Genomic DNA, 26,672 nt, shown 5'->3' on the forward strand with positions numbered 1-26,672 from the left:
TGCGGCCCGCGCGGGCGGGGTCGCTCGCCCCCTTTGCCGAGCCGGGCCGGGTCGGAAAGGATGGGAGTGTCAGTGATCCGCGCTTCCCGTGCGCCGCCCACCTCGAGGTGAGCACCATGGCCCTCAGCCCAGCGGTCGGTGCCCCCGCCCGTCCGGTGGAAGCTCCCCGGAACGACTCCGCCGGACCGGCCCGGATACCCGGCGGCGACCCGGTGCTCGCGGCCCGCTTCGCCGTCCCTCCGATGCCGGAGACCTTCGTCCGCAGGCCACGCCTGGTCGAGCGCCTCGACGGAGGCCTCCGGTCCTCCCTCCTGCTCGTGACCGGCCCGGCGGGCGCGGGGAAGACGCTGCTCGTCGCCGACTGGCTGGCCACGGCGCGGCTGCCCGGCCCCGCGGTCTGGCTCACCGTGGAGCGCGAGGACAACGCACCGGGCGTCTTCTGGGCCTACGTGCTGGAAGCCGCTCGCCACAGCGGCGTCGCCCTGCCGGACGACATCGGCACTCCCGCCCGGGCGCAGGAGGTCGACCACTCGCTGCTGGCCCGGCTGGCCGCCCACCTGAACCGCCTGGAAGAGCCCGTGGTCCTCGTCCTCGACGACTTCGACCACGTGTCCTCCGGCGAGGTGGCCTCCGGACTCCACTTCCTGCTCGGCCACGCGGGCCCCGGTCTGCGACTGGTGGTGACCAGCCGGTCGGAGCCCCTCCTCCCGATCCACCGCTACCGCGCCTCCGGGAGCGTCGCCGAGATCCGGGCCGCGGACCTGGCCTTCCGGCCGGAGGAGGCCGCCGTGCTGCTGCGCCGGCACGGGCTCGGCCTCTCCCCCGCGAGCAGCCGGGCGCTGACCGAGCGGACCGGCGGCTGGGCCGCCGGCCTCAGGCTGTCGGCCCTGGCCGCCCAGAACGCCGCGGACCCGACGGCCTTCCTGGAGGAGTTCGAGGCCGGACGGAGCACGGTCGCGGACTTCCTGCTCGCCGAGGTCCTCGACACCCAGTCCGTCGAGGCCCAGGACCTCCTCCTGAGGACGAGCGTCCTGGGCCTGGTCCACCCGGACCTCGCCGACGCCCTGACCGGCCGGCGGAACTCCGCGCGCATCCTGACGGACCTCGCCCGCGCCAATGCCTTCGTCGAGCCCGTCGGGCACTCCTGGTACCGCTGCCACCCGCTGTTCGCCGAGATCCTGCGCGTCCACCTCGCCGTGCGGCACCCCGGGCTGGAGCAGGAGCTCCACCGCAGGGCGGCCCGCTGGCTGACCGACGCGGGACGTCTGACCGACGCGCTGTCGCACGCCGCGGCGGCCGGTGACTGGGAGTTCGCCGCGGCGCAGGTCGTCGACCACCTGGCCATCGGGCAGCTGTTCACCGGCCGCGACGCGGAACGGCTCGACGACCTGTTCGCCGGCATGGCACCCGACGCCCGGGGCCCGGCCCCCGAGCTGGTCCGGGCGGCCCGCGACCTCGCACGCTACGACGTGGACAGCGCCCTCGACCATCTCGGGCGCGCCGAGGCACTCCTCCCGGAACACGGGGGCGAGGACGACTCGACCGTCCTGCTCAGCCTGGCCCACCTCCGGGTACTGGCCGGCCGGCTGCTCGGTTCGGCCGACATGGCCCGGGCCGCCGCCGAACAGGCCGAGGAGCTGGAACGGAAGGTCCCGCAGGCGCTGTTGCGGCAACACCCCGAACTGCCCGCGCTCCGATGGAACGACCTCGGCTCGGTACTGCTCTGGGAAGGCAGCCTCGAAGCCGCCGACGCTGCCCTGTCGGCCGCGGCGAGGACGGCCGACGGCGCCACCACCGCCTGTCCGCGCCACGAAGCGCTCACCCGACTCGCCCTGATCGCCCTGCTCCAGGGCAGGCCGGGGCGGGCGGAGATCAACCTGCGGAAGGCGACGGCCGCAGCCGAGCGCTCAGGCCTGCCGCCGGCCTCCCGCACCGGGGTCGACCAGCTCGTGCTGGCCGCGCTCGCCGTCGACCGCGACGACCTGTCCACGGCGCGGGCCGCGATCGACCGGGCAGCCGCGTCGAAGGCGGCCTGCCGCGACCCGGCCGTCGCCGCGGGCCTCGCGATCGTCCGCGCGCGGGTCCTGCTGGCCACGGGCCGCTCCCGGGCGGCCCTCGACGCCCTCGGTCGGCTGGAGGAGGCCGCTCCCGCCACGGCCGGACCGCCACCGCCCTGGATGCGGGAGGGCGTGGCGGTGGCCGTCTCGGCCGCGCACCTCGCCGAGGGCGATCCGGCCGCCGCGGTGGAAGCCCTGGAACGCAGCGGCACCGGCGGACCGGAATCGGCCGTCGCCGCCGCCCGGGCACGGCTCGTCACCGGCAAGAGCCGAACCGCCCTGCGGATCCTGGACACCATCCGCGACGACGACGGCCACGGGCCCGCGGTCACCGTACGGGTCCTGCTGGCCCGAGCCCAGGTCGCCTTCGCCCTCGGTGACGAGGCCGGCGCCCAGCACCTGCTCGCGCGTGCCCTCACGGTCGCCCGGCCGGACCGGCTGCGCAGGCCGTTCCGGGAGGCCGGGCCGTGGCTGCGTCGGCTGCAGCGCGCCCGCCCGACGCCGGCGAGGTCCCACGACTGGCTCCCGCCCGACCTGCTGTCGGGCCTCCCGGCGGGCGGAGCCGCGGACGTCGAGGTGCCGGACCACGTGGTCGAACAGCTGAGCACCCGCGAACTCGAAGTGCTGGAACGGGCTGCCCAGCTGCTCTCCACCGACGAGATCGCCGCCGAGCTGTTCCTCTCGGTGAACACGGTCAAGACGCACCTCAAGAGCATCAACCGGAAGCTCGGCGTCACCGGCCGCAGCAGCGCCGTACGGCGGGCGCGCGAACTGCACCTGCTGTGAGTGCCGCAACCGGGCGCGCTCAGGACTGCGTACCGCGGTGTCCGGACGGGCCCTGGTGCCGGTGGACACGGAAGTAGTGCCACCCGATGACCGCCACACTCACGCCGAGCAGCACGAGGAACATCGCGAGCAGCGCGTTGTCGGCCACGCGGGCCCCGGTGAGCAGCACGAACAGCACCGCGCCCACCGTCGTCACACAGGCCAGCAGGGTCCGCAGCGCCACCAGGAGCATGCCGGGACGCAGCGCGGGCTTGGTCCTGGTCCGGCCCGGTGCGGCCTCCGCATCCTCCGGCGCGAACCGGAGGAGAGCACGGTCGGCGAGCTGGTTGGTGGCGCGACGGTACATCTCGCCGCAGGCGGGCACCCAGACGAACGGCACCACCATCCCGACGAGCAGCAGCACGCCGATGCCGGCCCAGCCGAGCCACTTGCGGACCCGCCCGCGGGTCGGGTCCTCGGGGGTCAGCAGGCCGATCAGGTACGCCTGGCGGCGGACCATGGACCACCAGGAGCCCTTCTCCTCACCGCCGGTCCGCTCCCGGGCCGCCTGCCGCAGGGCCTCCGCCGCCTCCGCCGTCGTCGGGTAGACCCCCTGCACCACCAGGATCTCCGCCGCCGCCGCGTCACCGCACGGGTCGTGGCCGGCCAGGGCGCCCAGCTCCAGCACCATCCGCAGCTGGGCGAGCAGCGCCGCGACGAACGCGACCGGCAGCAGCAGCAGGAACGGGCCGCCGAGAAAGGAGCCCTCCACCACGGAACGGCGCACGCCCCGGCCGATGACCTGCTCGGCGGGATCCCTCCGGGCCGTCCCCGCCCGCTCGGACTCGCGCAGCCCCGCCACCGTGTCCGCCGCCTCGGGTCCCAGGAACTCGACCGCGAAGACCGCCAACCGCTCGGGCATACGGACCGGGTCCTTCCGGATCGTCCGCAGGAGTTCCGCGAGACCGGGTCGACGCCGCCGCGTACTCTCCGTTCCGTCCATCAGCCGCAGAATAACCCCGCCGACCGGGGGCTGCCGCCGGGAGCCGGACCCTCCCCCGGGACGCCCGATCCGTGGCAGAGTGGAGGGGTCGGGAGTCCGGTCCTGAGCGGTGGCCGACCTCCCCCGGAGCCCTTGACGAGGTCTCCCATGGCAAAGGCGTACGACATCCGCTCCATCGCCCCCGAAGCCCTGGTGGCAGCGGGCGTGGTGGACTGGCGGGGCGGGGGCCCGGCGGGCGGGCGGGTGGCGATCGAGCCGCCGGAGCCGGGGCAGCCGCGGCGCTGGCAGTGGCCGCAGGACCGGCTGGCCCGGCTGGCGGGGGATGCCGCGCTGCAAGCGCGGTTGAGCCGCGCCTGGGCCGACGCCGCGGGCGGGGCCGAGCCGGTGCGGCTCGCGCTGTACGGGGTTCCGGACCGGAGCCGCCACGCGCTGATCACGCGGTTGGGGCTGGCGCGACCCGCGCTCGGCGCGGTGTTCGTCGCCGACGACACGCTGGATCCGGAGCCGCACTGGCAGTGGCCGCTGCGGGTCGGCGCCGTCACCGCGGCCGCGGCGGGGGACCTCTTCGACGTGCTGGAGGAGGACGCGGTCCTCGCTCCGGTGGTCGACACGTACGTGCTCGGCGAGCAGGACGGCGACTGCGACGTCCTGGTCGTCTCCAGCACTGCCGAACTCGACGCGGTGGCCTCGGGCGGCGGACTCAGCGCCGGCTGCCTGGCCTGGTGTGCCCCGCGGCCCCCCGCCCCGTACCAGCTGGCGCGGCTGGACGCGGCGGCGCGCAACCTCGACGCCTCCGGCTGGGTCGTCGCGGACGTCTCCGCGACCGACGCCGGCGACTGGCTCGGCGGGCTCGTCCGCAACCTCTCCGAGAACCGCGCGCTGGACGAGGCCGCCGACCGCGCGGGCTCCTGGCTGACGGTGGCCCACCCCGGGCTCGCCGAGCGGTACGCGGTGGTCGACGGCGTACGGGCCGCCGATGCGGCGGCCCGGGAGTTCACGCTGGACGCCGCTGAGCCGCCGACCATCGGCCTGGGCGAGGAGGCGATGACCCGGCTGCGCTTCCACCTCTCCGCCGGACCGCCCTCGGTCACCGAGGTCTCCACCCGTCTGCTCGCCGAGGCCGTCGACGCCCGGTTCGACGGGGTGCGGCTCGGCGGGGCGGTCGCCGAAGTCGTCCAGCAGGTCCGCGGCGCCGGGCCGCCGATCAGCCCGGCCAACGACCGCTACCTCCAGGCACTCGTCAGCGACAAGGGGACGGGCGACCGGCGCCTGCACGCCTTCCGCGCCGGCACCGTGAACGAGGTCCACATCCGGGTCGGGCCGCACAGCCCCGAGTGGCACCGGATGGCGGCCGCGTTCCCGGAGCAGGGTCTGGAGTTCAAGGGCGGGGCGGCGCGCCTCACGGTCACCTTCGAGGAAGAGCGGGACGAGGCGTCCTTCCACGAGCCCGTGAAGGTCTTCCTGCCCGAGCGCGGCGCCTCCAGCGAGGCAGTCTTCCCCGTCGACGTCGGCCTGCGGGAGCGGGAGATCCGCTGCACCGCCCGGGTCTACTACCGGAAACGCCAGCTGCAGCGGCTGGTGATCAGCGGCCCGGTCTCCACGTCCGACGACGCCGTCGACGGGCAGGAGATCTCGGTCAACGGCGAGGCCTTCGACTCGCTGGCCGAGCTGCCGGAACGGCACGACGAAGCCGGTGCCGCCCGCTCGGAGACGATCCGGATCGAGAACGACAGCGAACTGGTGGTCGGCGTCGGGGAGGGCGGCCGGGTGCGGATCCCGGACCTCGAGGAGTTCCGGGCCCGGATCCGGGTCCTGCTCGGTGATTCCGTGAACGCGGACGCCGTCGACACCGGGACGGACTCCCCCGCGCCGGTCGAGCTGCTCTGCGGCCTCGCCCAGCAGGGCAGTGCCCTCTACGAGGAACTGGAGAAGCGGGGATTCGGCGACCTGAAGGACGCCGTCTCGCTCCAGCTGGTGTCGGCCGAAACGGCCGAGCTCTGGCCACTGGAGTTCGTCTACGACTACGGCTATCCCGCCGACACCGCCAGACTCTGCACCGGGTGGCAGCAGGCGCTCGAGACCGGAACCTGCACCTGCCGCCGGCAGACCCGCTCCTCCGACCGGGGCCGCAGGACGGTCTGCCCGCTCGGCTTCTGGGGCCTGCGGATGGTGATCGAGCGCCGGGTGGAGCGCGTCGCGCTCGATCGCACCGTGGTCGAACCTGCCCCGCAGGGCATCCGCAGCACCCTGCGCCCGGTCGACGGCGCGCTCTTCGCGGCGAGCGGGATCGTCCACAAGCCGGACCTGGACCAGGCGGTCACGACCCTGCTGGACTCCTTCGGCGCCAGCGCCCTGCACCAGGCCGACAACTGGACGGGCTGGCGGAAGATCGTCCAGGCCGAAGGCCCCCCGCTGCTGCTGGCCGTCCCCCACAACGACCGCGACAAAGGAGGCACACCGGTCCTGGTGATCGGCCGCAAGAGCACGCTGCCGTCGCTCCGGATCGGCCGTCAGTACGTCGTCTCCGACCGGCGCGGCCCCGAGGTCGGCCCGGTCGTCATGCTGCTCGGCTGCAACACCGCCCAGGAGGACATCAGCTGGCAGAACGTGGCGGCGCGGTTCCTGGAGAAGAGCGCCCCGGTCGTCGTCGGCACGCTCGTACCGACCCTCGGCCGCCAGGCGACGGTCATGGCGGGCACCGCCGGCCGGATGCTCGCCGGGAACGTCCGCGAGGACCTGAGCATCGGCGAGCTGGTGCGCGACATCCGGCGGCACCTGCTCGTCCGGGGCTGCACGCTGGCCATGGCGGTCGTGGCCTTCGGTGACGCCCGCTGGCTGGTCGGCAGCCGAACCACGGCGCCCGCCGGATCGGGAGGTGGATCGTGATCACCATCGAGATGCTGCCCGCCGCACACGGCGACGCGCTGTGGGTCGAATGGCCCGGGAACGGGAAGGACGTCCACCGCATGCTGGTCGACGGCGGCCCCGCGCCCGTCTACCCGGCGGTCTTCGAGCGGGTGAAGGCACTGCCGCCGCGCCGGCGCCACCTGGACGTCCTGGTCGTGACCCACGTGGACGCCGACCACATCGAGGGCGTCGTCCGCCTCCTGCAGGACCGCGCCGCGCTGAAACTGACCATCGACGACGTCTGGTTCAACGGCTGGCCGCAGATCTCCGAGCGGGCCGGCCTGCTCGGCGCCGTCCAGGGCGAGATGGTCCAGGCGATGATCGACCGTCAGAGACTCACCTGGAACGCCGCCTTCGGGAAGGCCCGCCCGGGCAAGCCGCCGCCCGCCCTCTGCCTCCCCGACCAGGGCGCGCTGCCGACCGCCGAACTGCCCGGCGGCGCCCGGGCCACCTTGCTCTCCCCCGGCCGCGCCCAACTGAACGCGCTGCTGCGGGAGTGGGGCCGGACGGTGCGAGGCCTCGGCATGACCCCCGGCGACCCCGACCAGGCCCTGGACCTGCTGGCCCGGCGCAAGAGCCTGCGCGGCCTCGCCACCGACCTCCTCGGCGGCGAGCGGCTGGACACCTCCGTCCCCAACGGCTCCAGCATCGCCTTCCTCCTGGAGCACGACGGGCACCGGCTGCTGCTCACCGGCGACGGCCACGGCAAGGTCCTGGCGAGCGGGCTGGACCGGCTCCTGGAGCAGTTCGGCGGCGACCGGCTCGCGGTCGGCGCCCTCAAGGTCCCGCACCACGGCAGCGCGGCCAACAACACGGACGACCTGCTGTCCCGGCTGGACACCCCCCGCTACCTCGTCTCGACCAACGGGGACAAGTTCAACCACCCCGACACGGCGGCGATCGACCGCATGATCGCGGCGGGAAGCCGCGGCGCCGCGCCGCCCCGACTCGTCTTCAACTACTGCAGCCGCACGACGGAGCCGTGGGCAGACCCCGCGCGACAGCGCGAGCGCCGCTACACCGCGGTCTACCCGGCGACGCCCGCGGCGGGCACGACCGTGGAGGTCTGATCATGGCCCGCATCGGTGTGGCCCTCTCCGGCGGTGGCTACCGCGCCACCATGTGGGGCATCGGCGCCCTGATGTACCTCGCCGACTCCGGTCGGCACCGGGACGTCGTGGCGATCTCCTCGGTGTCCGGCGGCTCGGTCGCCAACGGAGTGGTCGCCCACGAGACCGACTACCGGCAGGACCCGGGCACGGCCTTCGCCGAACGCGTCCGCCCGCTGATCCGCCACTGCGCCCGGACCGGCCTGTTCTTCTGGGGGCCGTCGACCAACCGGTACGTACGCTCGCTCTTCGCCCTCGCCCTCCTGGCCCTGCTCACCCTGCTCGCCGGGATCGCCGCCACCGCCGTGGACGGCCTGCGTCTGCTCTCCGGCGTGCTGCTGGGCGCGGGGCTGCTGCTCCTGACCGGTGCGCTGCTGTACTTCGGGCGGCGCAGCGCCGTCGTGGACCGGGCGCTCGCCCGCGAGTTCTTCCACCGCGACGGCGCCGCGACGGACCTCTCCGCGGTGCGGCGCTCCGTCGACCACGTCTTCTGCACCACCGAGCTGCAGAGCGGGGACCACTTCTACTTCTCGCCCGCGTTCGTCTACGGCTTCCGCTTCGGCACCGGCGACCCGGGCGGTCTCCCGCTCTCCACCGCCGTCCAGGCTTCGGCCTGCCTGCCCGGCGCCTTCGCCGTCCGGCGTCTCCCCACCACCCCCCACCGCTTCCCGCCACCGACGGGCCCCACCGAGCAGGCCACCGCCATGGTGCTCACGGACGGCGGGGTGTACGACAACATGGCCGACCAGTGGCTGGTCGGGCTCGCCGAACGGGCGCGGCGCCCGGACCACCCGCCGGTGGACTACGCGGTCGACGAGATCGTCGTCGTCAACGCCTCGGCCGGGATGACCTGGCGGCCGTTCCCCGCCTCAAGGATCCCCGCGATCGGCGAACTGCTCGCGCTGGTCCGCATCAAGAGCGTGATGTACGACGTCAGCACCAGCCAGCGGCGCAGCGAGCTGGTCCAATGGTCCGAGCGGGCCGGGCGGACCGGCGGCCCGGTCGGCGCCCTGGTCCACATCGCGCAGTCCCCGTACCGCGTGGCCGACGCCTACGCGCGCGCGGGCGCCGCGGGCGGCGGCGGCACGGGCGGCGCGACCGGTGCCGGGTACGGTCCGGACCTCGCCGCCCGGGCCGCCCGGGCCAAGGAGGTGCTCGACCTGCTCGGCGACGACCCGCACCGGCGCGCCCTCTGGGACGAGCGGACGACCAGGAGCCGCACCACCGGGACGGTACTGCGCAAGCTCGGCCCCGACACCACCGCCGACCTGCTCCTGCACGCCTACACGCTCGCCGCGTGCAACCTGCACGTCCTGCTCGACTACCCGCTGCCGCCGACCCTCCCGGACCGCGACTACTTCCTCGGCCTCACCCGGTAGGGCCTGTCGTCGCCCCGCAGGCGGGAGTTTGACGACGGGCCCTTGGGGTCGGCCCCTCACCAGCGGTCGTGCACCCGGGGCCGGATCCGGCGGTCGTAGAGTTCCCGCACGGCGGTGAGGGTGGCCGGGGGCAGCGGCGGCAGTGCGGCGGCGGCCGCGTTGGCCCGGGCCTGGTCCACGTTGCGGGCGCCGGGGATCACCGTCGTCACCCCCGGCTGCTGGACGATCCAGCGCAGTGCCGTCTGCGCCGCGGTGGCGCCCTCCGGGGCGAGCGCGGCGAACTCCGCCGCCGCCTGGACGCCGGTCGCGAAGTCCACCCCGGAGAAGGTCTCGCCCTGGTCGAAGGCCTCGCCCTGGCGGTTGTAGGTGCGGTGGTCGTCCGCGGGGAAGACGGTGCGCTCGCTGTAGCGGCCGGAGAGCAGCCCCGAAGCCAGCGGCACCCGGGCGAGGATCCCCACCCCGGCGGCCTCGGCGGCGGGCAGCACCTGCTCAAGCGGCTTGAGCCGGAACGCGTTCAGGATGATCTGCACGCTCGCCACACCTGGGCGCGCGATCGCGGTCAGCGCCTCCGCGCAGGTCTCGACGCTCACCCCGTACGCGGCGATCCGCTCCTCGGCGACCAGGGTGTCCAGGGCGTCGAACACCTCGTCCGAGGAATAGACGGGCGTCGGCGGGCAGTGCAGCTGCACCAGATCGAGCCGGTCCACGCCCAGGTTGGCGCGTGAACGGTCCGCCCAGGCGCGGAAGTTGGCGAGGTGGTAGTGCTCGGGCCGCTGCTCGACCCGGCGTCCGAACTTGGTGGCGACGAACACCTCCGCGTCCGGGCGGTCCTTCAGGAAGCGGCCGATCAGCCGCTCGCTGCGGCCGTCGCCGTAGACGTCGGCGGTGTCGAACAGGGTGACGCCGGCCGCGACGGAGGCTTCCAGTACGGCGAGGGCGTCCTCCTCCCGGACGTCCCCCCAGTCCGCACCGAGCTGCCAGGTGCCGAGTCCGACGATCGAGACGGGCCGACCGGTGCGGCCGAGTACGCGCTGTTCCATGGGAGGAGCCTCTCACGCCGCTCCCCGTCCGCGCCGCACGCCGCGACCGCCGAGCGGGCGACTGACCGGTTCCTCAGACCTCGGTTCCGATCTTGTCCGTACGCACCGGTAAGGTGGTGGACCGTGGCCAGTCGTAAAACGTCGATCCTGGAGGCAGCGGCACGGGTGATCGCCCGCCGCGGGGTGCGCGGGCTGCGGGTGGAGGAGCTCGCGGCAGAGGCGGGTGTGTCCACCGCGCTCATCTACTACCACTTCAAGGACCGTACCGGGATCCTCCGGCAGACCCTGGAGTTCATCAACGACCGCGCGGGGCGCTACACCACCGAACGCGCCGCGGACGCACCGCCGTTGACGGCGCGCGAGGAGCTGGAGCAGACCCTGCTGCTGGGACTCCAGGACACCGCCGAGGTGCGGGAGAACAGCACCGCCTGGGGCGAGTTGCGGGCGAGCGCGGTGTTCGACGAGACCCTGCGCGAGGACCTGGCGCGGGCCACCCGGATCTGGGTGCAGGAGATCGCCGAACTGCTCGCCGCCGTCCGGCCGATGTCCTCGGCGGTCGCGCTGGCCGGTGCGGCGGAGCGGCTGACCGCGCTGCTGGAGGGGCTGAGCACCCGCTGGCTCAGCGGCAGCCTCCCACTGGCGCACGCCCGGACGCTGATGGCGGACGCGATCGACGCCGAGGTGGCCCGGCTCGAGATCTGAGCCCGGTCGCAAGCAGCCCGTCCACAGGGCGTCGAGGTCGCTCTCCGCTCGGCGGTCGTCAAGGATGCGTCAATGACACACCCGCGAGTATGACTGATTTTTCAGTCAGTACGCCTGAAGGGGCAAACGGGGTGAGGACTGGAGGCCCTCGTGACCCACTCCCGCGACGACCGTTCCGACGAGCCCTTCCCCTGGGTGCCGGCGGACGACGTCCCGCACGCGCGGACCCGGAGCAGGTGCACCACGACGACGCCCGGGCCGCCGAGCTCATCGCCGCCCGCCGGGGCGGGCCCGGCGGCGGCATCCACTGCTCGACCCACGACATCCCCGCCCTCGGCTGACCGCACTGCGACAGACCGAGCGACCGGCCCGTGACGCCCCCCGTCACGGGCCGGAACCGCCCGCGGCCTCGGCCTCGGCCTCCACGCGCTTGCGGCGCTCGACGCGGGTGGACGTGACGACGGTGAACGTCAGGCAGGCCGCGATGATGCCCTCGGCCCAGAAGAAGGCCACGTAGTCGATGAGCGAACCGATCGGCGGCGAGCCGGGTGCGGCGTTGCGCATGCCGACGAGGGCGAAGAGGGTCGCCGCCATCCACCCGAGCGAGGGCCACACCACCCCCTGCCGTCCCCGGTAGAGCACCTCGGCCCCGGCCAGGACCGCCAGGGCGAGTGCCCACATGGCCGCGATCATGAACCAGGCCAGGATGGACGTGCTGCGCGCCCTGGTGACCGTGCCCTTCAGGAGGGTCGCCCCGGAGGGGGCCGGGGTGCTGGTCGGGTGGACGACGAAGAACGGGTCGGCGTCCGTGAAGACCACGCCGACGGGGACGCCGCCCGTGGTGTCCGAGGCCGCGAAGGACATCGCGAAGTGGTGGCGGTCGAAGGGGTAGTCGGTCACGGTGCCGTCGTAGAAGTCGGCCGGCACCGGCTGGGGTGTCGCGGCCTCCCCCGGGGCCGCCCGCAGCTCGGTGCGGGTGGCCGACTGGACGGTGATCACGACCTGTCGGCTGAAGGCGGCGGAGCCCGGCTCCGCGGCGAGGCCGCCGTGCGGGACCGGTACGACGAAGACGGTGAGCGAGCCCGTCCCGGGGTCGATGTCCTGGGCGGTGACGTCCAGTTCGATCCAGTCGCCGGTGCTCGGGAGGGCCAGTCCGTGGGGCTCCTCCCGGGTGTTGCGCTCGTTCAGGTACAGCGCGGTGCCGGCCGAGCAGAGGACCGCCACGATCAGCAGGGCGAGCAGGAGCCGGTTGCCCCGCCACCGGCGCGCGCTCACGCGCCGGTCGCCGGCTGCTGCTGGGTGTTGCAGTGGATCCCCCCGCCGCCCGCGGCGATGTGGTTGATGGAGACCTGGGTGACCTTGCGGTCCGGGTGGAGGTCGCCGATGACGCCGCCGTTGCAGACGTAGTAGTTGATGTAGGTGGCGAGGAAGTTCTTGCCCGCGCCCTGGATCAGGGTGATGTCGGGCTCGGGGAGGTCGACCACCTTGAGCGTGCGGCCCCTGGCGTCGGTCTCCGACTGCAGCACCTGCAGCGCCTGCTCGGTGGCCGTCGTCCAGACGTCCGGCGGGGTGTCGGCAGCGGGGCGGTGCAGGACGACGGTGCCGGGCTCGGCGAAGCGGGCGAGGGCATCGACGTAGCAGTCGGTGATGTCCTGCCCGGCGACGCCCTTGAACCAGATCACCTTCTCCACGCCGAGCAGCCCCTTGAAGCCCGCCTCGATCTCCGCGCGGGACTTGCCGGGGTTGCGGTTGTCGTTGACCCAGGAGCTCTCGGTGGCCATCAGGGTGCCCTCGCCGTCCACCTCGATGCCACCGCCCTCACCGGTGATCGGCGCCTGGACGCGGGTGATGCCGTAGTGGTCGAGCAGGTAGCGGGCGACCAGGCTGTCATTGGCGTGGGTCTGCTTGCCGCCCCAGCCGTTGAAGTTGAAGTCGACTCCGGCGAGCCCCTGCGGGCCGGTGACGAAGGTCGGGCCGGTGTCCCGGGCCCACAGGTCGTCGACCGTCAGCTCGAGCACCTCGACCGAGGGGCCGCAGGCCTGCCGGGCCTGGTCGGCCTGGTCCCGGCGGGCCAGCAGGACGACCGGTTCGAAGCCGGCGATCGCCTGGGCCAGCCCCGCGATGTCCTGCCGGACGCCGGGCAGCTGGTCGCCCCACACCTCCTCCAGCGCGGGCCAGGCCATGAAGGTGCGGGTGTGCGGGCGCGACTCGGCCGGCATGGCCCGCCCGGCGGCGCCCGGGCTGCCCTGGCTGCCCGCCGGGGCGGCGCCCGGGGCCGTGGCACTCGGGCCGGGCTGCTCCCCGCCGCCGGAGGAGGAGCAGCCGCCGGTCAGCGTCAGCGCGGCGAGCGCGGCCCCGGACTGCAGGATCGAGCGGCGGGACGGCCGGGGGTGAGCCATGGGGCCTCGTTCCGGTAGGGGTCGGTCCGGCTCCGCAGGCTACTGACAGGAAGGTCAGGTTCCGGCACGGCACGCACCCGCCATCGGGGTGAAACGGGCCGCGGCCCCGGTCCGGCAGGCGGTGGGCCCCGCCGGACCGGGGCCTTGGCCCGGTCGAGGTCCTGGGCGGTGGGGGTGAGGTGGTCGAAGGCCGTCTTGCGGTCGTCCTCCGGGGCACCGGCCCAGACGGCCCGGGTGCTGATCTTCACCGCCGCCGAACCACCCGCGCCCGCCGCGCCCGCGGGCTGCGGGCAGCCCCTCACCTCGCAGCCCGTTGCGCTCACTGCAAATTTTGCATTGTCCGATGAGTATGCAACTTCTGCATGTATTGCAGTACGTGCAGAGATTGCATAGAGTGCAGCGGTGATGAGCGCATCCGAGCAACGCAGAGAACGCCAGAAGGCGGCCAAGAGGCACGCGATCACCCTCACGGCCGTCCGGCTGGTCCTCGACAAGGGCCTCGACGCGATGACCGTCGAGGCCATCAGCGAGGCCGCCGACATCAGCCCCCGCACCTTCTTCAACTACTTCTCCAGCAAAGACGAAGCCCTCCGGATGCGGCCGTCCTGGTCGGCCGAGTCCCTGACCGCGCTGTTCCAGGCCCGCCCCGCCGACGAGCCGGTGTTCCGCTCGATGCGCGTGGTGGCCCAGGAGATCGCCGACTCGTTCGTCCCCGCGCGCGAGGAGTCCGAGCTCTGGCGCGAACTGTGGCGCCGGCACCCCGAACTCCTGGCCAAGCGCGGCTCGGGCGACGAGGAGGAGATCTTCCGGAGCCTCATCCTGGCGGTCGCCGAGCGGACGGGCGTCGACCCGATGACGGACAGCTACCCGAGTGTCGTGGTCACCTCGGCGTTCTCGGTGATCCAGTGGGCGGTCCGCTTCTCCTGGATCAACGAGGACGACCGGACCACGGCCGACCTCATCGACGAGGCCTTCGACCTGCTCGAACGGGGCCTCTGAACCCGCAAGGCCCACTCGCCGCGCTCGACCCGCTCAACCCGCCGTACCCGCCAGACCCGCCGTACCCGCCAGACCAGTTGCTCCCGCCGGACCAGCGCCCCACCGCTGCACCGTTGCACCGCTCCCCCCTGTTTGTCGGCACCACCCACGACCATCCGTCCTCGTGACCAGCCGCATCAAGGAGCCACCCGTGCCACCAACCACCGGCGACGCCGCCCGGAGCACGCTGAGCCGCCGCCGACTGGCCGTCGTCATGTCGACCCTGCTGCTGTCCATGTCCCTCGGCGCGCTGGACCAGACGGTGGTCGCCACCGCGCTGCCCGCGATCGTCGGGGACCTGCACGGCCTGAAGTACACCTCGTGGCTGTTCACCGCCTACATCCTCGCGTCGGGCATTTCCACGCCCATGTACGGGAAGCTCGCCGACCTCTACGGGCGGCGCAAGCTCTACCTGTTCGCCCTGGTCGCGTTCCTGACCGGCTCGGCCCTGGCGGGCGCCGCCCAGTCGATCTTCCAGCTGATCGCCTTCCGGGCGATCCAGGGCGTGGGCGCCGGCGGGCTCTTGGTGCTGACCCTGACGATCATCGCCGACATCGTGCCCACCCGTGAGCGCGGCAGGTACATGGGCCTGTACGGCGCCGTCCTCGGCCTGTCCTCGGTGGCCGGCCCGCTGATCGGCGGCTACTTCGTCGACCACACCACCTGGCGCTGGGTCTTCTACATCAACCTTCCGCTGGGCCTGGTCGCGCTCGCCGTGGCCGGGAGCGCGCTCAAGCTGCCGGTGCGCAGCCGCGGAGGGAGGATCGACTACGCCGGGTTCGTCATGCTGGCCGGCGCGCTCACCTGCCTGGTGCTGGCCACCTCCTGGGGCGGCACCAGGTACGCGTGGTCCTCCACCACCGTCCTCGGACTGTTCGCGGGCATGGCGGTCTTCGTCGCCGCCTTCGTCGTCGCGGAGCGGTACGCCACCGACCCGTTGATCCCGCTGCGGCTGTTCACCGTCCGCACGGTGGTGCTCGCCTGCCTGGCCAGCATGCTGGTCTTCACCTGCGTCAACGGCCTGGCCACCTTCATCCCGATGTTCCTCCAGCTGGTCACCGGCATCACCGCGACCAACACCGGGCTGCTCACCCTGCCGCTGATGGTCGGCCTGATGTTCTCCTCCGTGGTCGGCGGCAACCTGATCACCAGAACCGAGCGCTACAAGTGGTCCCCGATGGTGGGTGCCGTGATCGGCGCGCTCACCATGTTCCTGCTCTCCACGATGGACGAGAACACCGGCTGGTGGCTGCTCGCCGTCTACGTCACCGTCCTCGGCGCAGGCCTCGGCCTGATGATGCAGCCCCTGGTGATCGCCGTCCAGGTCACCGTCGAACGTCGCGACCTCGGCGTCGGCACCGCGACCGCGGCGTTCTCCCAGCGCATCGGCGGCGCGATCGGCCTCGCCGCGCTCGGCGCCCTGTTCAGCCACCAGTACGAGAAGGGCCTCACCGAGCACCTGTCCGCCGCCCAGGCCGCGGCCGTCCCCTCCGACGGCTCGGTGTCGCCGACCGTGGTCGACGCCCTGCCCCCGGCGGTCCGGGACGGGCTGCGGCCGGCCTTCAGCGACGCCCTGACCGACGTCTTCTTCTGGCTCACCCCGGTGATGGTGGGGGTGCTGATCCTCTCCGCCTTCCTCAGGAACGTCCACCTCGACCAGAGCGTCCCGCTGGGCGAGTTCGCCCACCTGGACGTCGACGAGGACGACACCCTGGTCGGCACCGGCTGACCGACGGGTACCCCGCTCAGCGGCCCGGCTGACGCGTGCCCCGGAGCCCGCCGAGCTCCCGGCTCAACCGCAACTCCACGTCGCTCAGGGGCAGTTCCGGGCAGAGCCGCTCGGGGTGCCCCGCCGCGGGACCACACAGTCGCCGCGGCTCCGGAACCTCCGCCGGAGCCGCGGCGGCACGCGCGGCGGCCTCGCACATCTCCGCCCCGCCGAGCAGCTGCGCGCCCGACCAGATCCACCCCACCAGCACGCCCAGGGCCCGAAGAACCATCACACCTGCCTCCTGTCGGCACCCCGTCCAGCGCGGGGCCCGCCATAGTGCCCGGCCCCCCTCAAGCCCGCCTAGAGCCGGTCGCGGCTGCGGCTGGAGGACCGGGCCGCCGCCGTGTCACATCCCCCGCCGTCGTCCCCGGGACGCTGCGACCACTGCGCTTCGACCACCGCGGCTCCGTCACCGTCCCGCCCGGCGGGGAGGTCCTCAGCGACCCGGTGGCGCTGCCGGTGGCCGCCCGCGACCGCCTGGCGCTGACCCTCTACTTCGACGGCCCCACCGGTCCCGCCACCTACCACCAGGTCTCCATGACCACGACCTACCGTGCCGACGGCGACCTCACCGCCCTGGGGTGACCGGACGGTCACCGCCCTGGGGTGACCCGGAACGGCACTGTCGGCGGCCGCCGCGGCGGGGAGGCGACGGGCGCGGCAGCCGCCGATACTGGCCCGGGAGGAGCCGGGCGATCCCGCGCGGACGAGGGAGCAGAGCAATGACCGGACCCGTCGTCGTCGGCTTCGACGGCTCACCCGAGAGCCTCGCCGCCACCGCCTGGGCCGCCCGCGAAGCGCAGCGCCGCGACTGCCCCCTGGAACTCCTCCAGGCCTGGCCGCGGCCGAAGCGGGACACCGCCGACAGCGAGCGGACGCACCAGCACTCCGTGGAGCAACTCTCGGCCCGCGAGGCCGAGTTGCGGGCCACCGTGGAGATCCCGGTCACCTCCTCGCACGTCCCCGCCGACCCGGCCGAGGCGCTGGAGGCCGCGGCACGGACCGCCGGCCTGCTCGTCCTCGGCTCCCGCGGTCTGGGCGCGGTTCGCGGCTTCCTGGTGGGCTCGGTGAGCCAGGAGGTGCTCCGCCGGGCCGCCTGCCCGGTGGTGCTGGTCCGGGCCGGCGAGGACGAGCCGGACGGCCCCGTCCTGGTGGGCCTCGACCTCGCCCACCCGACGGACGACGTCCTCGCCTTCGCCTTCGACGCCGCCGCCCGGCGCTCGGCCCCGCTGCGCGTCGTCCACGTCTGGTCGCCGCCGGTCGGCACCGAGTACATGGCCTTCGACGCCATCGGCGGCCTGGAGACCGAACTCTCCTCCGTCGAACGCACCCGCTTCACCGAACTCCTGGACCCCTGGCGGGCCCGCCGCCCCGAGGTCGACGTGACCACCGACCTGATCCTCGGCAGCCCCACCGTCGCCCTGGTCGACACCGCCGCGACCGCCCGCCTCCTCGTCCTCGGCCGCCGCACCCGCCGCACCCTGCTCGCCACCCACCTCGGCCCGGTCGCCCACGCCGCCATCCACCACGTCCACTGCCCCGTCGCCCTCGTCCCGCACGCCTGAACCGGGCCCCACACCTGCTCGGCCTCGGCCACCACGGTCCGGCCGCCCACACCCCCACGCCCGACCGGGCGTCCCAGGTCTGCCGGGGCCAGTCCCGGTCACCCGGACAGCCTGGCCGGGATGCCCCCGGCGGCGGGGGTGAGCCAGGCTGCTGGAACGGACCGGGCGGCGGACAGCAGCCGCGGGCACGGCTCTGGGAGGACGGCATCGACAGGACACGACAGACGGGCTCCGGTGGGAGCACGACCGCGCGGGTGCTCGCGCGGTGCGCGCTGCTGGTCGCGGTCGGCGCCGTCGTCGTGCTGCTGCTCGCGCTCGGCTCGGGCGGCTTGGTGGTGGTCGTGGCCGGGTTCCTCGAACTGGTCGTGTGGGCGGTCGGCGTCTGGTGGTTCCTGGCTCACCGCGGTGCGATGCGGATGGTCGGGGCCTTGCTCGCGATCGCGGCGCCGATCGCCGTCCTTGTCCTGTTCGCCTACCACGACCTGTGGCCGACGGCGCTGCTGCTGGTCCTCTGCTGGGGTGCCGCGCTGTTCCTCGGTCGGGCGGCGCTGCGCCGCGCGCGCCCGCCCGAGTCGATGCGGGCGACCACCGCGGCCCGGCCGCGGCGACCGGTGCTGATCATGAACCCGAAGTCCGGCGGCGGGAAGGTCGGACGCTTCGGGCTGGTCGAACGGGCGGAGCAGCTCGGCGCGCGGGTGATCCTGCTCGACCCGGCGGTCCATGCCGACGTCGCCGCGCTCGCCCGCGAGGCGGTCGCCGGGGGCGCCGACCTGCTCGGCGTCGCGGGCGGCGACGGCACCCAGGCCCTGGTCGCGGCCGTCGCCGCCGAGCACGGACTGCCGTTCCTGGTGGTCTCCGCCGGCACCCGCAACCACTTCGCCATGGACCTCGGCCTCGACCGCTCCGACCCCTCCCGGTGCCTCGATGCGCTGACCGACGGCGAGGAGCTGCGGATCGACCTCGGCGAGGTCGCGGGCCGGCCCTTCGTCAACACGGTGTCCTTCGGGGTGTACGCCGATGTCGTGCAGCGCCCCGAGTACCGCGACGCCAAGGCGGGCACCGCGCTGAACCTGCTACCGGACCTGCTGGTCGGCGAGGGGGTGCGGCGGATCGACGCCCGGATCGACGGCGGCGAGCCCGCGGCGCTCGCGGCCCAGCAGGCACTGCTGATCAGCAACAACCCGTACGGCTCCCCCGACGACCTGGAGAGCAGCGGGCGTCGCACCCGGCTCGACAGCGGCCTGCTCGGCGTCACGGGCATCCGGGTGGAGGGCGCGGCGCAGGCCGCGGAACTGGCCGTACGGGGCTCGCAGTCCACCGGGCTGACCGTGCTGACCGCGCATCGGGTCGAGGTGACCTCCGACCAGGAGGAGATCCCGGTGGCCGTCGACGGCGAGGCGCTGCGCATGCCCACGCCCGTGGTGTGCACGCTGCGCCCGGGCGCGCTGCGGGTCCTGGTGCCGCGCGAGCGTCCGGGCGTCGTCCCCGTCAAGCCGCGGGTGGACTGGCGGCAGCTGGCCACGCTCGCGTTCAGCGGCGGCACGCGGAACTCGGAGGCGGACTCCGACCGAGCCTCGGAAGGGCGGGCCCGTGACTGAGCGGAACATCTCCACCGCGGGCGTGCTCAGCGACCTGCGGGCGATCGACGGAGCCCTGTACGCCGCCGTCGCCGCCACCCCGACCCCCACCCTGGACTCCGCGCTGCGGCGGCTGTCCCGCACGGCCGACCACTCCAAGATCTCGCTCACCGTCGCCGCGGGCCTCGCCCTCCTGCCGGGGCGGCCCCGGCGGGCGGCCGTGGCCGGGGTCGCCGCCGTCGCACTGGCCTCGGTGGCGGCGAACCTGCTCGGCAAGCAGATGGTCCGCCGGCGGCGGCCCGACCGGGAGCGGGCCCGGGTGACCGTGGCACGGCAGGTACCGATGCCGGAGTCGGCCTCCTTCCCCTCCGGCCACACGGCCTCGGCGACGGCCTTCGCCACCGCCGTCGGCGTGGTGCTGCCCCCGGCGGCGGTGCCGCTCGGGGCGCTGGCGGTCGCCGTCGGCTACTCACGCGTCCACACGGGCGTGCACTACCCCGGGGACGTCGCGGCTGGCGCGCTCCTCGGCTTCGCGGCCGCGGTGGCGGCGCTGGCCTTCGTGCACGTGCCGCTGCAGCTCGCCGACGGGTGAGCGGGCGACACCCCTCAGCCTCCCGTCACCCCGCCCCCGCCTCCGCCTCCGCCTCCGGTCAGTCCCCGGCCCCGGTCAGCCGCCCAGCGGCGCGGGCAGCGGCCGGGCGTGCAGGATGTCCAGCCGCGAGACCGCCCGGGTCACCACGACGTAGAGCCGGTGGAGGCCGCGTGGTTCGGCCTCCACGATCGCGGCCGGCTCGAGGACCACCACGTGGTCGTACTCCAGCCCCTTGACCAACGAGGCGGGCAGCACCGTCACCCGGGCCGTGGTGCCGACCTGCTCGGCCGAGGCCGTCGGGATCCCGGCCGCCCGGAGGGCCTCCGCGGCCTCCGCGAGCGCACCGTCCGCCGCGATCACCGCGATCGAGCCCTCGCGCTCCAGCGCGGCCCGCACCGCGGCCACGGCCGCCCCGCCCAGACCGGTCACGCCGCCCAGACCGGTCACGCCGGCGCCCGCCACAGCACCCGCCGCACCGCCCGGTGCCGCACCGTCGACCCGCCGTACCGTCAGCTCGCCGTCCCGCCGCAGCGAGACGGCCTGCGGCACGTCCACGTCCAGCGCGCCCAGCACCCGGTTCGCGAGTGCCATCACCGCGGCGGGGACCCGGAATCCGGTGGTCAGCGGCACCACGACGGCCTCCGGCTTGCCGAGGTGGGCGAGCTGCTCGGACCAGCTGCGGGCGGCCCAGGGGGCGGTCGCCTGGGCGAGGTCGCCGAGGACGGTGAGGGAGCCGAACTCGCTGCGGCGGGCGATCGCCCGGCACTGCATCGGGGAGAGGTCCTGGGCCTCGTCCACGACGACGTGGCCGAAGCCGGCCGGGCGCTCGATCAGCCCGGCCACCTCGTCCAGCAGCATCTGGTCGTGCTCCGACCACTTCGCGCTCTTCTCCGAGCGCGGCGGCCGCCGCCACAGGATCGCCGCCTGCTCCTCGGGACCAAGCACTCCGTCGGCGGCCTCGGCCAGCACGGCGGGATCGCCGAGCAGCGCGGCGACCACGGCCTCCGGCCGCAGATTGGGCCAGGCCGCCTCCAGGAACGCCGCGACCGGCTTGCAGCGGCCGATCTTCCGCGTCCAGGCGCCGGACATCACGCCGGCCCGCCGCTCGGCCTGGTCCTGCAGCATGGCGACCACGCGGGTGCGGAGGCTCTCCCGCCCGATCGCGTACGGCGGCGCCTGCTCGCGCAGCTCGGCGACCACCCGGTCGAGCCGCTCCGGCGACACCCGCCAGCGGTAGGAGCCGTCGGGTACCACCAGCGGCTCCGCGCCCGTCGCCCGGATCCGCCCGTACAGCGCCCGGCGCAGCACCGTCGCCATCCGGGCGTCCTGCTTGACTGCGGCGGCCCGCTCGTCGTCCACCGCGACGGCCGGCCGGGTGGCGACCAGGTCCTCGACGGTGCACTGCGTCACGTCGATCTCGCCGAGCGCGGGCAGGACCTCGGCGATGTAGCGCAGGAAGGTCCGGTTGGGGCCGATCACCAGCAGGCCGCTGCGCCGGATGCGCTGCGGGAAGCTGTAGAGCAGGTACGCGGCGCGGTGCAGGCCGACGGCGGTCTTGCCGCTGCCCGGTGCGCCCTGCACGCACACGGACTCGCTCAGCTCGCCCCGCACCAGCTCGTCCTGTTCGGGCTGGATGGTGGCGACGATGTCCCGCATCGGGCCGGTGCGGGGCCGCTCGATCTCGGCGGCGAGGATGCCGCCCGCGCCGCCTGCCGCCCCACTCCGGCCGGCCCCGCCCCCGTTGGTGCCGCCTCCGCCGCCGAGGGGCTCGTCCTCCAGCCCGGTGAGCTCCTCCGGCCGGCCGAGGCTCCACGGCGCCCAGCCGAAGCGGCGGCGCTGCGCGAGCCCGAGCGGGGTGTGGGCGCTCGCCTGGTAGAACGCCCGGGAGACCGGGGCTCGCCAGTCGACCACCAGGGGCGGCACGGTCGGGTCCTCGGAGATCCGTCGGCGGCCCACGTAGTAGCGCTGCCGCCGGTGGTCCCCGGCTTCCGGGGTGTCGGCGAAGTCGAGGCGGCCGAAGAACGAGGGGCTCTCCGGCAGCTCCTTCATCCGCTTGGCGCGAGTGCGCAGGTACCGGCCGAGTGCTTCCGCGCTGGCGCCGTCGCCGGAGACGTCCTCCCCGGCGACGACCTGGTGGCTCGCGTCCTCGACCTGCCGGGCCGTCGCCGCCCGGCAGGCCTCCACGTAGGCACGCTCCCGCCGCAGCTCGCCGTCGAGGCCCTGGACTTCCGGTGCCACCTGCTGGGTTTCCGAGGTCATCGTTCGCATCCCTTCCTCACAACGGGCTCACCTGCCGCTCGGAACCCAGCATAACTGAACCCAGTAAAACTTCTTACTCGGTTGCCATTTTTGGAGTGGAGGCGCTCGGGAGGACGGCGGTTCAGGACACCAGGGGCGCCTCCGCCAGCTCGGTCAGCGTCACGGTGCAGAGGCCGCCGCGCTCGGTCCGGACGTCCGTGACCTCCAGCTGCGTGCCCGGCAGCAGGATGAACTCCTCCTCGCCGGTGAACGCCGAGAACTTCTGGATGCCCGCGGCCCGGGCGGGGCGCACCTCGAAGAGCGTCCGCTTGCCGCGGCTGCCGAGGAAGGCCTGCGCCACCCCGAGCTTGGACGTGCAGGAGGACACGCCCCACCACGTCACCGTCCTGCCCAGCGGGTACTGCCGGCGCAGATCCAGCGAGACCCCGCGCCAGAGCGGCTCGGTGCGGACGGGCAGCCGCGACACCGCCGCGAACAGCAGCCGCAGGTACGGGAGGTAGGGCACCAGCCGGCTGCGGTCCGGCGAGCGCAGCACGGCGTTGATCTCCCGGTAGAACGCCGACTCGCAGGTGTACAGGTACAGCGCGGCGATCTCGTCGGCGGACAGGCCGGTGGCCGCCTCGTCCGCCCGTCGCTTGCCGAAGTCGTGCGACAGGGCGACGTGCCGGTCCAGGCCGCGCAGCAGCTCGGCGACCGGGGCCGCGGCCTCCCGGAAGCCCATCAGCGGGGTGTCGAACACACCGGTGATGGCGGGCAGGACGAGGCCCTCGTCCTTCACGCTCGCCAGGCGGTCCAGGTAGAGCTGATGCAGCTCCATGGTCGAGGCGATGAAGGCGCCCATCCGCTCGGCGACCCCGCCGTCCGCCCCGCCGTCCTCGGCGGACTGCGCGTTCCACCCGGTGCTGGGCAGCCAGTCCACCTCCTCGGCGCCGAGCGCGGCGAGCGACGCGTTCACCGTCGCGAAGTGCTCGCCGTCGCAGAAGATGTCCCCCTGCGCGGCCGGGTTGGCGTGGTCGATGTGCCGGACCTCGACCTCGGGGTACTTCTTCTGCAACCGCAGCACGACGTTCTTCAGGCTGCGCGCGTGCGCGCCCCACCAGGCGAAGACCACGTAGCGGTCCTCCTCGGCGGCCTGCTGCTTGGCCCGGAGGATCTCCTCGACGATCCACTCGGCGACCGGCCGCCAGAAGGCGGTGTGCTGGTCCGGCCCCATCGCGCCGTCGCTGCTGGCCGTCAACGCGGCGTTCAGCAGCAGCACACCCTGGGTGAGCATCGCCTGGAACCACTCCGGCGGCTGGACGGTCTGCTGCTCCTTCAGCAGTGCCCGTATGTCGGCGATCGGCGTCTTCTTGGGGATCCCGTACTTCCACATCGCCGCGGCCTTGATGATGCAGCGGATGCTGACCACCCGGCCGAACTTGCTGTCCTTCCAGTCGTGGAAGGTGTTGTCGAACATCGCGATGCCGGTGGCGCTCTCCGGCCGCGGGTACGGGTTCTGGCCGAAGACCACGACCTTCCACTTGTGCGGCGCGTGCGGCTTGAGCGCCTGGAAGGTCAGCTCGCGGACGGGGACGACGTCCGGGCCGCGGCTGGGGCCGATGAACGAGGCCGCGCCCGGCTGCGCCTCGATGACCGGCTTCAGCAGCGGGAGCCACGGCTCGCCGCCGCCCGTGAAGAGCTCCGCGAGGGCGAGCGGGTCGTTCGGGTCGGGCTGGGTGGCGGGGGTGTCGACAGCGCTCATGTGGTGCCCTAAGGGTGTGAGGCGGTCTGCGATCGGGACCGTACGGATGACAGGCCGATGGCAGACGGATGGCAGGTGACGATCCGTCAGCTTTCCTGGCGGACACCACAGTCCTACCAGCCGGGACTGACAATCCGGGCTGCCCGGACGGCCCCTCCGACGACGGCGGGCCGGCCCGGACGGATTGTCAGTGGCGCGCGCTAGCTTCGTCCACGTCAGCAGGAACAGCACCGATCGACAGGAGCCCCACCATGACCACGGACCGCGCGCAGTCGCCGCTCAAGGTCGTGTTGACCGACCTCAACGCGACGGTGGTCGAGTCCTGGCGAGCCGCCTTCGCCGACACCCCCGGGGTGGAGGTCCGGCACGCCTCGCTCCTCGCCACGAAGGTCGACGCCTGGGTCAGCCCCACCAACTCCCGCGGCCGGATGGACGGCGGGACGGACGCGGCGATCAAGCGCCACCTGGGCGCGGGCATCCAGCTGCGGGTGCAGAAGGCGATCCGCGAGCAGCACGCCGGCTCGCTCCCGGTCGGCAGCGCGATCTGCGTCCCGTCCGGCGCCGTCAACCCGCGGTTCCTGATCTCGGCGCCGACGATGCAGACCTCCTCGCAGAACGTCAGCGAGACCTTGAACGTGGCACTGGCCTGCGCCGCCGCGTTCCAGGCGGTCCACCGGCAGAACCGGCTGGAGCCGGGCTCCATCCGGTCGGTCGCCCTGGTCGGCATGGGCGCCCGGACCGGCCGGGTGCCCGCCCGGGTCTGCGCCAACCTGATGTGGACGGGCTACACCCTCTTCAACGACCACCACTTCGAGGACGACGACGACCTGCGCGCCACCATCCTCGCCCAACTGGACGACATCGAGCGCGCGCCCGCCACCGAGCGGGTCCGCATAGCACCGCCCGCACGCCGCAGCTCCCCGTCCGGCAGGGCGTGACGACCGACAGCTCCGCTTCACCCGCTTCGCCCCTTCACCCGCTTCGCCCAGGGACCGGCGGACATGGCGCCGCACCTGGCAGACTGACCGCCCATCAGCCCCGCGCGAAACCCGCCGGACAGGCCGCAGCCCCCTCCGCCCACCGGAGCCGCCCCGTGACCACCCTCCACCTCGGCGTCGACGCGGGCGGCAGCCGCACCCGCGCCGCCCTCCTCGACACCGCCGGCACCCTGCTCGGCCGGGGCGAGAGCGGCGGCGCAAACCCGGCCGGACAGGACCCGGCCCGTACGGTCGAGCACCTGGCCACCGCCGTGTCGGCCGCGCTCGGGCCACGCGATCCGGTCCTGGTCGCGGCCTGCCTGGTCGGCCTCGCCGGGTACCGGGCGCTGCCCGACCCGGACGGCTTCGCCCGGCGGGTCCGAGCCGCTCTCGGTCTCCGCTGCCCGGTCCGGCTTGTCCCGGACACCGTCCCGGCCCTGGCCTCCGGCGGCGTCGCCGACGGCCGGGGAGCCGTCCTGATCGCCGGCACGGGCACGGTCTGCGTCCGCCTCGACGGCACCCGCACCCTCGCCCGCAGCGGCGGGCTCGGCTGGCTGCTCGGCGACGAGGGCGGCGGCTTCTGGCTCGGCCGCGAGGCGCTCCGGCACGCCCACGCCGACCCGGACGGCCCGCTCGGCACCGCCGTCCGCACCCACTGCGCCGCCGACTCCCCCGACCGGCTGCTGCGCTGGGCCTACGACGGCCCGCCGCGCCGCCTCGCCGAACTCGCCCCGCTGGTCTCCCGGTTGGCCGGCACCGGCGACACCGCCGCCCTCGCCGTCGCCCGCACCGCCGCCGACCACCTGGCCGCACTGGTCCGCGCCACCGCCGTACCCGCCGAACCACTCGTCCTCACCGGCTCCGTCGCCACCTCACCCGGCCCGATCCAGGACCACCTCCTCCACCAACTCACCGACCTCGCCCCGCGTCTGCCGACCACGGACCCAGCCACCGCCGCCGCCCACCTCGCCGGCCGCCTCACCGCAGACCGGTGACCTATTCGACCTCCTCGACCTCCTGGACCTCCTCGACCTGCAACACCGCCCCCACCGACCCCACCGACCCGACCGCTGCCGCCGACCCGACCTCGTCTGTCGACTCCCGGTACAGCGAGGCCCGGAACACTGCGAACAGACTCGCCGTCACCGTCACACCCCCGCCCAGGCACAGCGCCGCACCGGCCGTCAGCGCCGCTCCGAGACCCCGGTCGGTCGCCGTGAGCCCCGCGATGAACATCGCCAGGGACGGCAGGAGCGTCACCAGCACGGGCACCGCCATCCGGCTCGAACCGCGCAGGAACCTCCCCCGGTCCCGCCGGTAGGCCTCCCGGGAGTGCCGCAGCGCCGCACGGTACCCGGCCCCGTCGAGCACCACCGCCGGCAGCACCAGGTAGCACGCCAGCGACCACCCCGTGCCGACGAGCAGCACCGCCCTGAGGACCGGCAGGGCACCGAGCGGTGCCCACCCCGTGACCGCCCGGAACCTCCCGAAGACCCGCGCGTAGGTGGAGCGGATCCCCACCGGCCGCCCCCGCAGCGCGTCGTCGGCCGCGACCAGCAGCGCGGCGTTGCCGAAGGTGATCAGCACCACCAGCGCCAACGCCCCGGCCACGCCCAGCACGACGCTCCCGCCCATCCGGACCTCGGCCCGGACCAGCAGCCACATCAGCCCGCCCACCGGCACCGTCGCGATCCCCGGCAGGAGCAGCAGCTTCTTCCGCTCCCACACCACCCGCGCCGGCGCCCTGACGAACGTCGTCTCGCTCACCTGACCCCCTGATCCGTCCGCCCG

Annotated in this window: 21 protein-coding genes; 13 read left to right on the top strand and 8 right to left on the bottom strand. The window is 74.2% G+C overall.

Features of this window, described 5'->3' with window-relative positions:
• The first annotated feature begins 116 nt into the window (after nt 1-116).
• Complete coding sequence (locus tag ACZ3TI_RS26915) at nt 117-2,843, top strand: winged helix-turn-helix domain-containing protein (protein ID WP_465730458.1); 2,727 nt, start codon at nt 117-119, stop codon at nt 2,841-2,843.
• A 19-nt stretch (nt 2,844-2,862) separates the two neighbouring features.
• Here ACZ3TI_RS26915 and ACZ3TI_RS26920 read toward each other — a convergent pair whose 3' ends face one another.
• Nucleotides 2,863-3,744, bottom strand: coding sequence for a hypothetical protein (locus ACZ3TI_RS26920; RefSeq protein WP_465730460.1), 882 nt, complete (start codon nt 3,742-3,744; stop codon nt 2,863-2,865).
• Nucleotides 3,745-3,972: 228 nt separating this feature from the next.
• Here ACZ3TI_RS26920 and ACZ3TI_RS26925 point away from each other — a divergent pair, with 228 nt between their 5' ends.
• The 3 genes from ACZ3TI_RS26925 to ACZ3TI_RS26935 are packed head-to-tail and all read left to right on the top strand — an operon-like array spanning nt 3,973 to nt 9,220.
• Nucleotides 3,973-6,711, top strand: a complete 2,739-nt coding sequence (locus ACZ3TI_RS26925) for a hypothetical protein (RefSeq protein WP_465730462.1) — start codon at nt 3,973-3,975, stop codon at nt 6,709-6,711.
• The gene (locus ACZ3TI_RS26930) at nt 6,708-7,802 is read left to right on the top strand and encodes a ComEC/Rec2 family competence protein (protein ID WP_465730464.1); all 1,095 of its coding nucleotides are present in this window, start codon (nt 6,708-6,710) and stop codon (nt 7,800-7,802) included. The genes ACZ3TI_RS26925 and ACZ3TI_RS26930 overlap by 4 nt, the downstream gene beginning before the upstream one ends.
• Nucleotides 7,803-7,804: 2 nt before the next feature.
• Complete coding sequence (locus ACZ3TI_RS26935; protein ID WP_465730466.1) at nt 7,805-9,220, top strand: patatin-like phospholipase family protein; 1,416 nt, start codon at nt 7,805-7,807, stop codon at nt 9,218-9,220.
• 56 nt (nt 9,221-9,276) lie between these two features.
• On the opposite strand, the gene ACZ3TI_RS26940 is transcribed toward ACZ3TI_RS26935, so the two are convergent.
• Nucleotides 9,277-10,260 (bottom strand): aldo/keto reductase, encoded by a 984-nt coding sequence (locus ACZ3TI_RS26940; protein WP_465730468.1) that lies wholly within the window; start codon nt 10,258-10,260, stop codon nt 9,277-9,279.
• 123 nt (nt 10,261-10,383) lie between these two features.
• Between ACZ3TI_RS26940 and ACZ3TI_RS26945 the strand changes: the two genes are divergently transcribed.
• Nucleotides 10,384-10,962: a TetR/AcrR family transcriptional regulator gene (locus ACZ3TI_RS26945; RefSeq protein WP_465730470.1), complete on the top strand. Its 579-nt coding sequence runs from the start codon at nt 10,384-10,386 to the stop codon at nt 10,960-10,962.
• 384 nt (nt 10,963-11,346) lie between these two features.
• Here ACZ3TI_RS26945 and ACZ3TI_RS26950 read toward each other — a convergent pair whose 3' ends face one another.
• Both ACZ3TI_RS26950 and ACZ3TI_RS26955 read right to left on the bottom strand, forming a co-directional pair.
• Entirely contained in the window at nt 11,347-12,237 is an 891-nt protein-coding gene (locus ACZ3TI_RS26950) for a DUF4436 family protein (RefSeq protein WP_465730472.1), read from the bottom strand.
• The gene (locus ACZ3TI_RS26955; protein WP_465730474.1) at nt 12,234-13,361 is read right to left on the bottom strand and encodes an agmatine deiminase family protein; all 1,128 of its coding nucleotides are present in this window, start codon (nt 13,359-13,361) and stop codon (nt 12,234-12,236) included. The genes ACZ3TI_RS26950 and ACZ3TI_RS26955 overlap by 4 nt, the downstream gene beginning before the upstream one ends.
• Before the next feature lie 405 nt (nt 13,362-13,766).
• Here ACZ3TI_RS26955 and ACZ3TI_RS26960 point away from each other — a divergent pair, with 405 nt between their 5' ends.
• Together ACZ3TI_RS26960 and ACZ3TI_RS26965 are read left to right on the top strand one after the other, a co-directional pair.
• On the top strand, nt 13,767-14,360 hold the full coding sequence (locus ACZ3TI_RS26960; RefSeq protein ID WP_465730476.1) for a TetR/AcrR family transcriptional regulator: 594 nt from the start codon (nt 13,767-13,769) through the stop codon (nt 14,358-14,360).
• A 190-nt stretch (nt 14,361-14,550) separates the two neighbouring features.
• Nucleotides 14,551-16,128: an MDR family MFS transporter gene (locus ACZ3TI_RS26965; RefSeq protein WP_465730478.1), complete on the top strand. Its 1,578-nt coding sequence runs from the start codon at nt 14,551-14,553 to the stop codon at nt 16,126-16,128.
• Nucleotides 16,129-16,144: 16 nt separating this feature from the next.
• Here ACZ3TI_RS26965 and ACZ3TI_RS26970 read toward each other — a convergent pair whose 3' ends face one another.
• A complete protein-coding gene (locus ACZ3TI_RS26970) occupies nt 16,145-16,399 on the bottom strand; it encodes a DUF6059 family protein (RefSeq protein ID WP_465730480.1) in 255 nt (84 codons plus the stop codon).
• Nucleotides 16,400-16,446: 47 nt separating this feature from the next.
• On the opposite strand from ACZ3TI_RS26970, the gene ACZ3TI_RS26975 reads away from it, so the two are divergent.
• The 4 genes from ACZ3TI_RS26975 (at nt 16,447) to ACZ3TI_RS26990 (ending at nt 19,904) form a co-directional block, all read left to right on the top strand.
• Entirely contained in the window at nt 16,447-16,755 is a 309-nt protein-coding gene (locus tag ACZ3TI_RS26975) for a hypothetical protein (RefSeq protein WP_465730482.1), read from the top strand.
• A 137-nt stretch (nt 16,756-16,892) separates the two neighbouring features.
• Nucleotides 16,893-17,735: a universal stress protein gene (locus ACZ3TI_RS26980; protein WP_465730484.1), complete on the top strand. Its 843-nt coding sequence runs from the start codon at nt 16,893-16,895 to the stop codon at nt 17,733-17,735.
• 254 nt (nt 17,736-17,989) lie between these two features.
• Entirely contained in the window at nt 17,990-19,333 is a 1,344-nt protein-coding gene (locus tag ACZ3TI_RS26985) for a diacylglycerol/lipid kinase family protein (RefSeq protein ID WP_465730486.1), read from the top strand.
• A complete protein-coding gene (locus ACZ3TI_RS26990; RefSeq protein WP_465730488.1) occupies nt 19,326-19,904 on the top strand; it encodes a phosphatase PAP2 family protein in 579 nt (192 codons plus the stop codon). Before ACZ3TI_RS26985 ends, ACZ3TI_RS26990 begins: the two co-directional genes overlap by 8 nt.
• Before the next feature lie 75 nt (nt 19,905-19,979).
• Here the strand turns inward: ACZ3TI_RS26990 and ACZ3TI_RS26995 are convergent, their stop codons facing one another.
• Together ACZ3TI_RS26995 and ACZ3TI_RS27000 are read right to left on the bottom strand one after the other, a co-directional pair.
• Nucleotides 19,980-22,163 (bottom strand): HelD family protein, encoded by a 2,184-nt coding sequence (locus ACZ3TI_RS26995; RefSeq protein ID WP_465730490.1) that lies wholly within the window; start codon nt 22,161-22,163, stop codon nt 19,980-19,982.
• A 121-nt stretch (nt 22,164-22,284) separates the two neighbouring features.
• Nucleotides 22,285-23,904 (bottom strand): ADP-ribosyltransferase domain-containing protein, encoded by a 1,620-nt coding sequence (locus tag ACZ3TI_RS27000; protein WP_465730492.1) that lies wholly within the window; start codon nt 23,902-23,904, stop codon nt 22,285-22,287.
• Nucleotides 23,905-24,155: 251 nt separating this feature from the next.
• On the opposite strand from ACZ3TI_RS27000, the gene ACZ3TI_RS27005 reads away from it, so the two are divergent.
• Together ACZ3TI_RS27005 and ACZ3TI_RS27010 are read left to right on the top strand one after the other, a co-directional pair.
• The gene (locus tag ACZ3TI_RS27005; protein ID WP_465730494.1) at nt 24,156-24,842 is read left to right on the top strand and encodes a macro domain-containing protein; all 687 of its coding nucleotides are present in this window, start codon (nt 24,156-24,158) and stop codon (nt 24,840-24,842) included.
• A gap of 155 nt (nt 24,843-24,997) precedes the next feature.
• The gene (locus ACZ3TI_RS27010) at nt 24,998-25,876 is read left to right on the top strand and encodes an N-acetylglucosamine kinase (RefSeq protein WP_465730496.1); all 879 of its coding nucleotides are present in this window, start codon (nt 24,998-25,000) and stop codon (nt 25,874-25,876) included.
• Nucleotide 25,877: 1 nt separating this feature from the next.
• Here the strand turns inward: ACZ3TI_RS27010 and ACZ3TI_RS27015 are convergent, their stop codons facing one another.
• Nucleotides 25,878-26,648, bottom strand: a complete 771-nt coding sequence (locus tag ACZ3TI_RS27015) for a hypothetical protein (RefSeq protein WP_465730498.1) — start codon at nt 26,646-26,648, stop codon at nt 25,878-25,880.
• Nucleotides 26,649-26,672: the final 24 nt, after the last annotated feature.

This window comes from Kitasatospora sp. NPDC023120 (assembly GCF_055560835.1).